The organism is Streptomyces sp. NPDC058773 (assembly GCF_042746015.1).
Classification (GTDB): domain Bacteria; phylum Actinomycetota; class Actinomycetes; order Streptomycetales; family Streptomycetaceae; genus Streptomyces.
In genome coordinates this window covers 160,135-173,416 of sequence record NZ_JBHYPE010000012.1, presented here as the reverse complement: position 1 = coordinate 173,416, position 13,282 = coordinate 160,135, and the positions used below count along the sequence as shown (strand labels likewise).

Genomic DNA, 13,282 nt, shown 5'->3' with positions numbered 1-13,282 from the left:
GCTGCGCGCGGGGCAGGAGGTCCGGACGGCCGCGGTCCGCCGCCGGGGGCCCGCCCCCTGGACGGGGAGGCCCCGACCGGCGCCACCGGGCGGCCCGGCCGGCCACGGCGTGACGAGTCTCACGCACGCCGGGCGCGCCACGGCGCGTACTACGGCAGGTGGTCCAGCCGTCGCAGAATGACGCCCTCGCGCAGCGCCCACGGGCAGATCTCCAGCGTCTCGACCCCGAACAGGTCCATCGCCGCCTCGGCGACCAGCGCCCCGGCGAGCAGCTGCCGCGAGCGCCCCTCGGACACCCCGGGCAGCGCCACCCGCTCCTGCGCGGACATCCCGGCCAGCCGCGGCACCCACTCCTCCAGCTTCTTACGGGTCAGCTCACGCTGGACGTAGAGGCCCTCGGCGGAGCGCGCGGCGCCCGCGATCCGGGCCAGCTGCTTGAAGGTCTTGGACGTGCCGACGACCTGGTCGGGGGTGCCGTAGCGGCTGAACTCGCTCACCACCTTGGCGATCTCCGCCCGCACCCGGCGGCGCAGCGTCCGGACGTCCTCGGAATCCGGCGGGTCGCCGGGCAGATCGCCCGCGGTCAGCCGGCCGGCGCCCAGCGGCAGCGACACCGCCACGTCCGGGTCCTCGTCCAGGCCGTAGGCGATCTCCAGCGAGCCGCCGCCGATGTCCAGCACCAGCAGCCGGCCGGCCGACCAGCCCAGCCAGCGGCGGGCGGCGAGGAAGGTGAGCCGCGCCTCGTCCTCACCGGACAGCACCTGCAGCTCGACCTCGGTCTCCAGGGCGACCCGGCGCAGCACGTCCTCCCCGTTGGTGGCCTCGCGGATCGCCGAGGTGGCGAACGGCAGCACGCTCTCCACGCCCTTGTCCTCGGCCACCTGGAGCGCCTCGTGGATGGTCGCCACCAGGCGCTCCACCCCGCCGTCGCTTATCGCGCCGGACGCGTCGAGGAGTTCGGCGAGGCGCAGCTCCGCCTTGTGCGAATAGGCGGGCAGCGGGCGCGCGCCCGGGTGTGCGTCCACCACCAGCAGATGGACCGTATTCGAACCCACGTCGAGGACACCGAGTCTCATACGGGGAAACTTACTGCGCGCGCCGCCCCCACTTGTCGGCGCGGTCCGCACCCGTCGCTCCCCTTTACGCTGGAGTCGTGTCGAAGACGAAAAAGGCGAAGCACGAAAAAGCGCTGAAGAAGGAAGAAAAGCGGCGCGCCCAGGCGGCCGACGGGCACCGGGCCCCGGCCGACGAGGTCGGGCTCGACTTCGCCCGTGCCTGGGTCACCTTCCCGGACCCGGCGGACGACGAACAGCTCTTCCGCTGCGACCTGACCTGGCTGACCTCCCGCTGGACCTGCATTTTCGGCAGCGGCTGCCAGGGCATCCAGGCCGGCCGGGCCGACGACGGCTGCTGCACGCTCGGCGCGCACTTCTCGGACGAGGAGGACGAGCAGCGGGTGGCCGGACATGTGGCACGCCTCACGCCCGAACTCTGGCAGTACCACGACGTGGGCACCACCACCGGCTGGACCGAGGAGGACGAGGACGGCGACCGGCAGACCCGGCGCTGGAACGGCTCCTGCATCTTCCAGAACCGCCCCGGCTTCCCGGCCGGCGCGGGCTGCTCGCTGCACATCCTCGCGCTGCGCGAGGGCCGCGAGCCCCTGGAGACCAAGCCGGACGTCTGCTGGCAGCTGCCGGTCCGGCGCACCTACGACTGGATCGACCGGCCGGACGACACCCAGATCCTGCAGGTGACGATCGGCGAGTACGACCGCCGCGGCTGGGGCTCCGGCGGCCATGACCTGCACTGGTGGTGCACCTCCGCGACCTCGGCGCACGGCGCGGGCGAGCCGGTGTACGTCTCGTACAAGCCGGAGCTGACCGAGCTGATGGGCAAGAAGGGCTACGCCAAGCTCGCCGAGCTGTGCGAGGAGCGGCTGGCCGCGACGCTGCCGATGGCACCGCATCCGGCGGACCCCCGGCCCGCGAAGCAGCCCGGAAAGGCCGAGAAGGCCGCGAAGCCCGAGACGTCCGGGAAGAAGCCCGGGAAGCAGAAGTAACCACGCGCCGGGGTCGCCGGGACGGACGGTCCCGGCGGCCCCGGCGTGCGCTCAGCGGGCCGGGTGTGTCGTGTTCGACGGCGTCGAGGACGGCTCCGGGCCGGTCGGCTTCGGCGTGGGACCCGTCGGCGTCGGGGTGGGCGACGGGGACGTACGGGTGGGTGTGGGCGTCGGCTTGGGGGCCGGGCGGGTCGGCTTCGGGCGCGGGGACGTCGGGCGCTGCGGGCCGGCGGCCGGACCGATGGCGCCGCGGCCCGACATCGTGACGGCGGTGCCGCCGGGCTCGATGGCGATCCGGGCCCGCCAGCGGCCCGCGGGCTCCCGGTCGTGGTCGACGGCGACCGTGATCGTCGCGGTCTCGCCAGGCCGCAGGGTGCCCGCCGTATGACTCAGCTGGAGCCAGGCCGCGCCCGACATCGCCCGCCAGCGCACCGGGGCGGCGCCGCCGGCGCCGAGCGTGATGACCGTGGTCCGGCCCCGGGGGCCGGCGGCGACGGTGAGCCGGCCGGGGCCCGACTCCCGTCGGCTGTCCGGCTTCTCCGGCCGCTGCGGGGTGCCGTCCGCGCTGACCACCTCGACGGACACATCGGGTGTCCCGCCGCCCGAGGTGAAGCCGGGTCCGGGCGTCGTCCGGGCGTTGCCGGCGTTCTCGTACGGGCGGCCGCCCAGCCGCGGCCCGGGTTCGGTGTCGCTGGCCGTCACCGAGGGCGAGTCGTCCGCGGCCACGTCCGTGGCGGGGCCGCCCCGGTACGCCGCCCACAGGGCCAGCACCGGCGCCGCGACGACCGTGGCGACCACCGTCGTGGTCAGCGCCCGGCTGCGCAGCCGGCGCCGGCGGGCCACCGGGTCCTTCGGCGGGCCCACGGGGAAACCGCTGCGGTCATAGCGAGGAGAACCGTTTGCCCCACCCGCCCGGCCGCCGCGCCCCGCACCGGCCACGCCTTCCGCGCGGCCCGACTTGGCGCGCCGGGCCGCCGCCAGCGCGGACAGCACGGCGTCCCGGGGCGCGGTGACCAGCGGCAGGGTGCCCCGGTCCGCCGGCGCGGTGCCCGGCCACGTCCCCGGGGCGGTGGCCCGCTCGGCGGTCCGCCGGCACCCGTCGCAGTCGTCGACATGGCGCACCAGCTCCCGGCTCAGCGCCGGGCCCAGCAGCATCTGGGTGTCGCCCGCCAGCTGCGCGACCTCACGGCAGCGGCCGGACTCGACGACGGCCAGCGCTGCCCGGGTCCGCTCGACCTCGCAGGAGGCGGTGGCCAGCAGCGCGCGGGTGGCGACCGGGTCGGCGCCGAGGACCGCGGCGACCTCGTCCGCCGCGAGCTGATGGCGCACCGAGAGCTCCAGTGCCTCGCGCTGCTCGGGGGTGGTGCCCGCGGCCTCCGGCCAGGCCAGCACGGCGAGTTCACGCTGCCGGCGCTCGGCCTCCGCCCCGGGGCCCGGTGTCCCGGCGGGTGGCGCGGTCCGCTCGGCGAGGCGGCGCAGACAGGCCCAGCGGGCCAGGGCGTAGAGCCAGGAGCGGTGCAGCGCCGGGTCGGCGGGACGCCGGCCGCGGTGCCGTTCGGCGAGCGCGAGCATCTCGCCGAGCACCGCGGTGGCGGCGTCGTGTTCGCACAGCACCGACAGGCAGTACGTGAACAGCCCGTCCAGATAAGGCCGGTAGCCGTCACGGCTCACGTCCGGGGGGCGCGCGGCGCCCGCGCCGGGCCGCTCGTCCGGGCCGGGCCGCTCGGGCGGCTGCGGCTGGTTCCGGCGCCGCGCGTCGCCGCGCGACCGGTGTGCGCCGGTGGAGTGCGTGGGGTGCTCGGGCCTGCTGCTCATCACCCCGGCGACGGTAGGCGGATGATGCAGCCCTCCTCGCTCACGTTGGACACTTTTAACCCTTACGGGTGACCATCTCCCTCAAAAGGGGACACGAACACCTCTTTACATGGGCGGCGCGCTCCGTATGCGCCACCCGCGAGGCGCACGCAGCCAACGGCGGCGCCCCCGCTCCGGGAGCTCCCGGCGGCGTTGTCGGACCCCGCCGCTACGGTGACTCCATGGCAACGCGTAAATCCTCGGGCAAGGAGCGCCCCTCCTACCGCTGCACCGAATGCGGCTGGACCACCGCGAAATGGCTCGGCCGCTGCCCCGAGTGCCAGGCGTGGGGCACGGTCGAGGAGTTCGGCGGCGCCCCCGCGGTGCGCACCACCGCCCCCGGCCGGGTCACCACCGCCGCCCTGCCCATCGGCCAGGTCGACGGCGCCCAGGCCACCGCCCGCTCCACCGGCGTCCCCGAGCTGGACCGCGTCCTCGGCGGCGGACTGGTCCCCGGCGCCGTGGTGCTGCTCGCCGGCGAGCCCGGCGTCGGCAAATCCACCCTGCTGCTGGACGTCGCCGCCAAGGCCGCCTCCGACAGCCACCGCACGCTCTATGTCACGGGCGAGGAATCCGCGAGCCAGGTACGCCTGCGCGCCGACCGCATCGGCGCCCTCGACGAGCATCTCTATCTGGCCGCCGAAACCGACCTGTCGGCCGTGCTCGGCCACCTCGACACCGTCAAACCGTCGCTGCTGATCCTCGACTCCGTGCAGACCGTCGCCTCCCCCGAGATCGACGGGGCGCCCGGCGGCATGGCCCAGGTCCGCGAGGTCGCCGGCGCACTGATCCGCGCCTCCAAGGAACGCGGGATGGCCACCCTCCTCGTCGGCCACGTCACCAAGGACGGCGCCATCGCCGGCCCGCGCCTCCTGGAGCATCTCGTCGATGTCGTCCTGCACTTCGAGGGCGACCGGCACGCCCGGCTCCGCCTCGTCCGCGGCGTCAAGAACCGCTACGGCACCACCGACGAGGTCGGCTGCTTCGAGCTGCACGACGAAGGCATCACCGGCCTCGCCGACCCCTCCGGCCTCTTCCTGACCCGCCGCGCCGAGCCGGTGCCCGGCACCTGCCTGACCGTGACCCTGGAGGGCCGCCGCCCCCTCGTCGCCGAGGTCCAGGCGCTCACCGTCGACTCCCAGATCCCCTCCCCCCGGCGCACCACCTCCGGCCTGGAGACCTCCCGCGTCTCGATGATGCTCGCCGTCCTGGAACAGCGCGGCCGCATCAGCGCCCTCGGAAAACGCGACATCTACAGCGCCACGGTCGGCGGCGTGAAGCTCACCGAGCCCGCCGCGGACCTCGCCGTCGCCCTCGCCCTGGCCAGCGCCGCCAGCGACACCCCGCTGCCCAAGAACCTCGTCGCCATCGGCGAAGTGGGGCTCGCGGGCGAGGTCAGAAGGGTCACGGGCGTCCAGCGCCGGCTGTCCGAAGCGGCCCGGCTCGGCTTCACCCACGCCCTCGTCCCGTCCGACCCCGGCAAGATCCCCGAGGGCATGCGGGTCCTGGAGGTCGCCGACGTCGGACAGGCCCTCAGCGTGCTGCCCAAGCGGGTCCGCCGGGACGCCCCACAGGAAGAGGGCGCACGCCGGTAGACTTTGCCCTGGTCTCGCCCGTCACCGCAGAATTGCCTGTCGGCCACGTACTCTCCGCTGGTACGTCAACCACAGCAAGGGCCGGGCGGCCTGCGGACCGACAGACCTTGTGACGGAGGAGTGCAGTGGCAGCCAACGACCGGGCATCGACTCCCGGCAGGTCCGGTGGCAGTTCCGGCACCGAGAGCCTGATGCGCGCCTCGCTGAGCGCCGTCGCGCCCGGCACGGCCCTCCGTGACGGCCTGGAGCGCATCCTGCGCGGCAACACCGGCGGACTGATCGTGCTGGGCTTCGACAAGACCGTCGAATCCATGTGTACCGGCGGCTTCGTCCTCGACGTGGAGTTCACCGCGACCCGGCTGCGCGAGCTGTGCAAGCTCGACGGCGCCCTCGTACTGGACAAGGACATCACCAAGATCCTCCGGGCCGGCGTCCAGCTCGTCCCCGACGCCTCCATCCCCACCGAGGAGACCGGCACCCGCCACCGCACCGCCCAGCGGGTCTCCATCCAGGCCGGCTTCCCCGTCGTCTCCGTCAGCCAGTCGATGCGCCTGATCGCCCTCTACGTCGACGGTGAACGCCGCGTCCTGGAGGAGTCCGCCGCCATCCTCTCCCGCGCCAACCAGGCGCTGGCGACCCTGGAGCGCTACAAGCTCCGCCTCGACGAGGTCGCCGGCACCCTCTCCGCCCTGGAGATCGAGGACTTGGTGACGGTCCGCGATGTCACCGCCGTCGCCCAGCGCCTGGAGATGGTCCGCCGGATCGCCACCGAGATCGCCGAGTACGTCGTCGAACTGGGCACCGACGGCCGGCTGCTCGCCCTCCAGCTGGAGGAGCTGATCGCCGGCGTCGAGCCCGAGCGCGAACTGGTCGTCCGCGACTACGTCCCCGAGCCGACCGCCAAGCGCTCCCGCACGGTCGCCGAGGCGCTCGCCGAGCTGGACGCCCTCAGCCACACCGAACTCCTCGAACTCCCCATCGTGGCCCGCGCCTTGGGCTACAGCGGCTCCCCCGAGACCCTGGACTCCGCGGTCTCCCCCCGCGGCTTCCGCCTGCTGGCCAAGGTCCCCCGCCTCCCCGGCACGGTCATCGAGCGCCTCGTCGACCACTTCGGCGGCCTGCAGAAGCTGCTCGCGGCCAGCGTCGACGACCTCCAGACCGTCGACGGCGTCGGCGAGGCCCGCGCCCGCTCGGTCCGCGAGGGCCTGTCCCGCCTGGCGGAGTCGTCGATCCTGGAGCGGTACGTCTGAGGCGGCCCAGGAGCGGTGCCTCCGGCGCACCGCCCTCGGCTCACCGCCCCGCGGGAAGCGCCGCGGTGAGCCGGATGCCCGTGACGAGGACCGGGCGGACCCGCAGGGCGTGCTCCCGCTGCCCGTCCGTCCAGGGGTGCAGCACCTCCCGGTAGTGCGCCAGGTCCCGCGGATCGGTGACCAGCCGGCAGTAGCCGGTGACCACCACGCTCCAGCCCAGGTGCGTCACGGGGTCGATGGCGTCCGCCTCGTAAGCGACGACAACGCCCTCGGTGCCGGCCTCCCGGGTCACCGCGGCGATCGCCGCGCCCCCATGCGTACGGATGACGACCTCACCCCGGTCCACGAGGTGGTTGACCGGGCGGATGGCCGGCAGCGCGTCCTGACTGAACACGATCCGGCCCAGCGACACACTGCCCAGGAGCCGCAGCGCTTCCTCACGGGCGAGCGGGACGGTGTGCCGCGGGCCACCGGCGCTGCCCGCCCCTCGGTGGACTCCGGCACCGGGCCGGGGTGATGGGTCGTTCGCTGTGTTCGCCGTGTTCACCGGGTGCTCCCTCCCGTCCGCCCGCGTGGTGAGAGGTCCAGTAGACGGGCGACGGCCCGTGCGCGCCAAGGGCCGTTCGGCCCCCGGCGGGGCTCTGGAGACGGGGCCGGGCGGCCGGGATCAGGCAGTCGGGCTCAGGCCGTCACGATCACGCAGCCGGGGAGTCCAGGACCGGGTCGTAGCGGACCTGCTCGGGCGACAGGCCGGCGGCGGTCAGCCGTGCCACAGTGGCACCGACCATCGCGGGCGGCCCGCTGACGAAGGCGAGATGGCCGGACCAGTCACCACGGCGGGCCACGGCCTCCGCCACCGGACCGCGGCCGCCCGCACCCGCGCCCTCGTCGAACACCGGCACCACATGGAGCCACCGATAACGGTCCGCCCACCGGGACAGCACCCGCGCGTCATACAACTCGTCGCGGCTGCGGGCGCCCAGGAACAGCTGCACCCCGCCCCGCTCCCGCACCGCCGGCAGGACCGGTCCGGTACCGCCGCCCCGGCGCGCGGCCAGCTCCTCCAGCAGCGCCTTGACCGGGGCCCAGCCCGTGCCGCCGGCCACCATCAGAAGCTCCCGCGAGCGGTCGTCGTCGAGCGTCATCGTGCCCTGCGCGGGCCCCAGCCGCAGGGTGTCACCGACCCGGGTGTGCGCCACCAACGCCTCACTGACCCCACCGGCACCGGTCTGCCGCACATGGAACTCCAGCTCCCGCTCCGCCCGCGGGGCGCCCGCCAGGGAGTACTGCCGCCAGGCCTGCGGCAACAGCGGGGACTCGACGGCGGCGTACTGGCCGGCGCGGTACGGGTACGGCTCACCGGACCGCACCCGCAGCACCGCGAGGTCCGGTCGGCGCCGCTCATGGCTGACCACCGTGCCCCGCCAGTACGCCGGTTCGGCGAGGGTGGCCTCCGCGCCGTCGACCATGGCCGCCACGGCGAACCGCAGCATCCGCACCCACGCCTGCTCCACCGCCTCCGACCAGTCCGGCCCCGCGGTGTCCCGCAGCGCCACGCACAGCGCGGCCTCGAACGTCTCGAAATGCACCGGCCGCACCCCGAGTTTGCGGTGGTCCCGGCCGAGCCGGGTGAAGAACGCGGTCAGTTCGTCCGGGCGGTGCAGATTCTCGGTCAAGTAGCGGAAGGCGCGGGCGAGATGGGCCCGCTGGAACTCCATCGACGCGGGGAACAGCCTCCGCAGCGAGGGCCACCGCGCGAACATCTCGTCGTAGAGCCGGCCGATCAGCTCGGCGAACGGGGTCACCAGCGACAGATGCCGCACGATCAGCCGCTGATCGGCGGCGCCGTCATAGGGCTCCGCCGCCGCTAAGTCCGGCTCCGGCGCCCGGTCCTGGCCGAGCATCCGCCGTCTCAGCCGCATCGCGTCGTGCCGGGCGAGCAGTGCGTGGTACTCGTTGCCGACGGTGCCCGTATAGGCGTGCATGAGCGGACCTCCTGGCTGCGACGACGGACCGGCGGGACGCCGAGGCCACCGCCGTCCGGAAAACGGGCGCCAGTATGGCACCGGGCCGAAGTGCCCCATCGGCCCCGCTCACCAGGGCCGTTCGGCCCTTTCGCCCCGCCGCGCAACGCCGCGACAATCGCCGTCGGGGCCCGCACCGGGCACGCCGTACCCCACCCCACCGGTACCGGACACACTGGGATGATCCCCACCGGCGAACCGGCACCCCGCACCACCCGCCGGGCGACCAAGCGAGACCTGAAATGAACCTGCCTGCCGCACCCACCGCACCACTGCGCGTCTTCATCCTCGACGACCACGAAGTGGTCCGCCGCGGGGTGCGGGACCTCCTCGAAGCGGAGGGGGACATCGAGGTCGTGGGCGAGGCGGGCGACCGCCGGCAGGCCCTCACCCGGGTACCGGCCGCCCGCCCGCAGGTCGCGGTGCTCGACGTCCGTCTCGGCGGCGGCGACGGCCCCGACGGCGACCACGAAGGCATCGAGGTGTGCCGGGAGTTACGCGCCCGGATGCCGGAGCTGGCCTGCCTGATGCTGACGTCCTTCGACGACGACGAGGCGCTGTTCGACGCCATCATGGCGGGCGCCTCCGGCTACGTCCTCAAACAGATCAACGGCTCCGGCCTGATCCACGCCGTCCGCACCGTGGCAGCCGGCGAATCCATGCTGGACCCGCGCACGGCCTCCCGGGTGATGGCACGGCTGCGCGGCCCCCAGGAGGCCCCCGGGGCACCGCCGTCGGAACTCGACCGGCTCTCGCCCCGCGAACGGGAAGTACTGGAGCTGATCGGCGCGGGCCTGACCAACCGGGAAATCGCCGACCGTCTGTTCCTCGCCGAGAAGACCGTCAAGAACCGCGTCTCGGCCATCCTCGCCAAACTGGGCGTGGGCCGCCGCGTCCAGGCAGCCATGGTCGCGGAACGCCTGCGGGAGGGGCGGGGGCAGGGGCGGGGCTGAGGGGCGCCGCGCCCCGGAAGTTCCCACGCACCCGAGCCCGGCGGTGCACCACGGGACGGCACACGACGCCACACGAGTCACCGGCAGAGCGCCGGCCCGGACCGGGGCGTCGCCCACCCGCCCCGGGCTCAGCCCGCCAGCGGAACCCGCCACTCGATCCGGGTGCCGCCGGACTCCGGTGACCCGGTCGTCAGCCGGCCGCCGTGCATCTCGGCCCGCGCCCGCATGTTGGCCAGCCCGCCGGTGTGCGGCGCGGCGCCCAGTCCCACCCCGTCGTCCACCACCGTCAGCGTCACCTCGTCCGTCACGGACAGGGCGACGTCGAGGCGCCGGGCGCGGGCGTGCCGGGCGGCGTTGCTGAGCGCTTCCGCGGTCACCGCCAGTATCTGCTGGGCCAGGGCGTCCGGGACGTCGGTGTCCGCCGGGCCGTCGATCCGCAGCGACGGGGTGAAGCCCAGCGTGCGCGACGCCGTCCGGACGGCGTCGGTGAGCCCGCGGCGCAGGCTCGCACCGCCGGAGTCGTCCCCGGTCGTGCGCAGCTCGAAGATGGTGGACCGGATGATCTTGATAGTGGTGTCCAGATCATCGACCGCACGCCCGACCCGCTCCACCGCCTCGGGCCGGTCGATGAGCCGGGTCGCGCTCTGCAGCGTGATCCCGGTGGCGAACAGCCGCTGAATGGCCAGGTCATGCAGGTCCCGGGCGATGCGGTCGCGATCGTGGAAGACCGCCAGCTCCTCCGACTCGGCCCGGCGGCGGCCGAGTTCCAGGGCGATCACGGCCTGATCGGCGAAGCCCGAGACCAGCTCCACCTCGGTCTCGTCGAAGGCCGGCCGGCCCGCCAGCCGGCACAACCGCAGCGCCCCGCACCCGATGTCCACCTGCAGCGGCACGGCGACCGCCGGACCGTACTCCTCGTCCGCCCCGGTGCCCGCCCCCAGCGGATGCGCCCGCGGGTCGCTGCGCAGATCGGCGCTGACCACCGGCCGCCCCGTACGCGCCGCCCGGCCGGGCAGCGACCCCTCGGCCGGCACGGCCAGCCCCGCGATCCGGCCGGCGCCCGCCCCGTGCGCCACCGCCACCGTCAAACGGTCCGGCTCCGACGGCACCGGCAGCAGTACCGCCGCACAGTCGGCACCGGCGACCTCCATCGCACGCTCGGCGATCAGCCGCAGCACCTGGCTCGCCTCCGTACCGGACAGCAGGCTCCGGGTGATCTCCCCCAGCGCCTCCAGCCGGCGCTCCCGGCGGCGGCTCTCGTGGTACATCCGCGCGTTGTCGATGGCGACGCCCGCCGCGATGGACAGGGTGGTCACCACCGCCTCGTCTTCGGCGTCGAACGAGCCGCCGCCCCGCTTCTCGGTCAGGTAGAGATTGCCGAACACCTCGTCACGCACCCGGACCGGCACCCCGAGGAAGGTCCGCATGGGAGGATGGTGCGCGGGAAACCCGTAACTGCCGGGGTGGCTGGTCAGATCGGTGAGCCGCAGCGGCTCGGGACGGCGGATCAGCTCACCGAGGATGCCCCGGCCGCACGGCGACGGGCCGATCGACGCGATGAGCTCGTCGGACATCCCCACCGGCAGGAACCGCGAGAGCCGCTGGCCGTCCCCGACCACACCGAGCGCGCCGTACTCGGCATCGGTGAGGTCGACCGCCGCCTCCACGATCCCCCCGAGCACCTGAGGTAACTCCAGCCCCCGCCCCAGACCCATCACGGCGTCCAGCAGACTCCGCATCCGGTCCTCGGGTGCGCGAAGCTGCGGCCAACGCGCCTCCGGCGCGGGCCACTTCGGTTCGGACATGACTGCACTGCCCCCAACTGCCCCGGAACCCCCGTCCCTGAACAGCAGCGTACGGGAGCGACACGGCCGCCCCGCCCGGAAACCACATCGGCCGGCCACCGCCTCCGGCCGGGCCGCCCGGCGGGCCGCCCGGCCGGGCCTTCCGGCCCAACGAGGGGGCTGTTCGGCCCTGATGACCCGGCACCCCCAAGGCCGACCATGGTGACGCCGGGAAGGGCCGAGTCTCCCCCGTGCTCATGTCCGGCCCTTCCCGGCACACCGGCGGCGGGGCCGGTCGGTGGATGGAGCGGGGGCTGAACAGGACGGCCGAATTCGGTGGCTGTGGGGGCTGAATTCGGTGGCTGTGGGGCTGATCGGGGTGTCGCGACATCGCCCCTGCGGGATCGCGGCCTCATCCCTGCGGCCATGCGGTCCCGCCCCTGCGGCCTTGCGGTCCCGCCCCTGCAGGATCGCTGCCTCGCTGACAGGACCACACCCTCACTGGCGGCGAGCCGGCTGCCGCAGCCGCGGCGCGCACCCTCTCCCTGCGGCGGGGACCGGTGCCCTCACCCCCGCAGGATCGCGGCCTCCTTCTCCGCCGGCAGCCCCACCACCGGACGGTCCGGCCGCTGCGGCGCCACCCCGCCGATCCGCTGGAGCCAGGCCCAGGTGTCGGCGACGGTCTCGCCGATGGGACGACAACGCAACCCGTTCGCCACCGCCTTGGACACATCGGCCCCATAGACCGCGTCCCGATCCTCACCAGGCCCCGGCCACATCGGGAGTTCGGTCCACGGCACGGCACCGGCGGCGAGGATCTCCTCCGGCCCGGTCCAGCACAGCTCCGCGTCCGAACCGGTGGTCTTCACGCAGCTCTCCAACAGCTCCCCCATGGTGGCGTGCCCCGGCTCGCTGGCCAGGTTGTACGCACCGCCCGACCCCGACTCCAGCACCTCCGGCGTCCACTCCGCCAGATCCCGGACATCGACGTACTGCAGCGCCGCGTCCCGCGGCCCCGGCGCGAGGACCGGCCCACCGCGCGCGATCCGCCCCAGCCACCACGGCAGCCGCCCGATGTTCTCGTACGGACCGAGGACCAGCCCCGCACGGATCAGCAGCCCCCGCTCCCCGAACGCCTCCGTCACGGCCAGCTCGCCGCCCCGCTTGGCCTGCGCATAGTCCTCGGCGTCCGTGGCATCGGGGGAGCCGGTCACCAGCGCGGCCTGCTCGTCGTACGGGGCAGTCGGCGGATACGCGTACACCGAGCAACTGGAGACATACGCATACCTCCCGACCCGCCCGGCCAGCAGCCGCGCCGTGTCACGCACGGCCGCCGGCGCCCCGCTCCAGGTGTCGACGACGGCGTCCCACTCGCCCTCCTCCAGGGCAGCGAGCCCGCCCGCATCCCCCCGGTCCCCGTGCAGCGCCGTCGCCCCCTCCGGCGCCGCGTGCCTCCCCCGATGGAACACCGTGACCTGCCACCCCCGCGCCAACGCCGCCTCGGTGACCGCCCGCCCCACGAACTCCGTACCACCCAGCATCAGTAGCTTCATGCCAACGACTGTGCCGGACAACGCCGACCGAGTCCGGCCACGCACGCTCTCAGCGAATCCCCCCAGGGCGAAACAACCGGAGGCCAACAATCCAGCGCCCTCGGCCACCCGGTTACAACAGCCGCCCCAGACGCAGCTACCGCTGCGGACGCCACCGCCACTTCAGGCACTGCGGCCGCCCCAGGCTCTGCTGCCACTTCGGGCACT

General features: G+C 74.3%; 10 protein-coding genes. 4 read left to right on the top strand and 6 right to left on the bottom strand.

Going from position 1 to position 13,282, the window contains the following annotated elements:
- Nucleotides 1-149: 149 nt before the first annotated feature.
- Entirely contained in the window at nt 150-1,076 is a 927-nt protein-coding gene (locus tag ACFW5B_RS13990) for a Ppx/GppA family phosphatase (protein ID WP_386438203.1), read from the bottom strand.
- Between the two features lie 77 nt (nt 1,077-1,153).
- On the opposite strand from ACFW5B_RS13990, the gene ACFW5B_RS13985 reads away from it, so the two are divergent.
- The gene (locus tag ACFW5B_RS13985) at nt 1,154-2,062 is read left to right on the top strand and encodes a hypothetical protein (protein WP_386438200.1); all 909 of its coding nucleotides are present in this window, start codon (nt 1,154-1,156) and stop codon (nt 2,060-2,062) included.
- Nucleotides 2,063-2,113: 51 nt separating this feature from the next.
- Here ACFW5B_RS13985 and ACFW5B_RS13980 read toward each other — a convergent pair whose 3' ends face one another.
- The gene (locus ACFW5B_RS13980; RefSeq protein ID WP_386438197.1) at nt 2,114-3,877 is read right to left on the bottom strand and encodes a sigma-70 family RNA polymerase sigma factor; all 1,764 of its coding nucleotides are present in this window, start codon (nt 3,875-3,877) and stop codon (nt 2,114-2,116) included.
- A 221-nt stretch (nt 3,878-4,098) separates the two neighbouring features.
- Here ACFW5B_RS13980 and radA point away from each other — a divergent pair, with 221 nt between their 5' ends.
- Both radA and disA read left to right on the top strand, forming a co-directional pair.
- Nucleotides 4,099-5,511 (top strand): DNA repair protein RadA, encoded by a 1,413-nt coding sequence (gene radA / locus ACFW5B_RS13975; protein WP_386438194.1) that lies wholly within the window; start codon nt 4,099-4,101, stop codon nt 5,509-5,511.
- 125 nt (nt 5,512-5,636) lie between these two features.
- Nucleotides 5,637-6,761, top strand: a complete 1,125-nt coding sequence (disA, locus tag ACFW5B_RS13970; protein WP_386438191.1) for a DNA integrity scanning diadenylate cyclase DisA — start codon at nt 5,637-5,639, stop codon at nt 6,759-6,761.
- Nucleotides 6,762-6,801: 40 nt separating this feature from the next.
- Here disA and ACFW5B_RS13965 read toward each other — a convergent pair whose 3' ends face one another.
- Both ACFW5B_RS13965 and ACFW5B_RS13960 read right to left on the bottom strand, forming a co-directional pair.
- Nucleotides 6,802-7,308 carry a pyridoxamine 5'-phosphate oxidase family protein gene (locus ACFW5B_RS13965; protein WP_386438188.1) on the bottom strand — a complete coding sequence of 169 codons (507 nt, stop codon included), beginning with the start codon at nt 7,306-7,308 and terminating at the stop codon, nt 6,802-6,804.
- Between the two features lie 148 nt (nt 7,309-7,456).
- Nucleotides 7,457-8,746 (bottom strand): globin domain-containing protein, encoded by a 1,290-nt coding sequence (locus ACFW5B_RS13960; RefSeq protein ID WP_386438185.1) that lies wholly within the window; start codon nt 8,744-8,746, stop codon nt 7,457-7,459.
- 281 nt (nt 8,747-9,027) lie between these two features.
- On the opposite strand from ACFW5B_RS13960, the gene ACFW5B_RS13955 reads away from it, so the two are divergent.
- Nucleotides 9,028-9,738 (top strand): response regulator, encoded by a 711-nt coding sequence (locus tag ACFW5B_RS13955; RefSeq protein WP_386438182.1) that lies wholly within the window; start codon nt 9,028-9,030, stop codon nt 9,736-9,738.
- 128 nt (nt 9,739-9,866) lie between these two features.
- Here ACFW5B_RS13955 and ACFW5B_RS13950 read toward each other — a convergent pair whose 3' ends face one another.
- Entirely contained in the window at nt 9,867-11,543 is a 1,677-nt protein-coding gene (locus ACFW5B_RS13950) for a GAF domain-containing protein (RefSeq protein WP_386438180.1), read from the bottom strand.
- A 545-nt stretch (nt 11,544-12,088) separates the two neighbouring features.
- The gene (locus ACFW5B_RS13945) at nt 12,089-13,075 is read right to left on the bottom strand and encodes an NAD-dependent epimerase/dehydratase family protein (RefSeq protein WP_386438177.1); all 987 of its coding nucleotides are present in this window, start codon (nt 13,073-13,075) and stop codon (nt 12,089-12,091) included.
- Between the last annotated feature and the right edge of the window lie 207 nt (nt 13,076-13,282).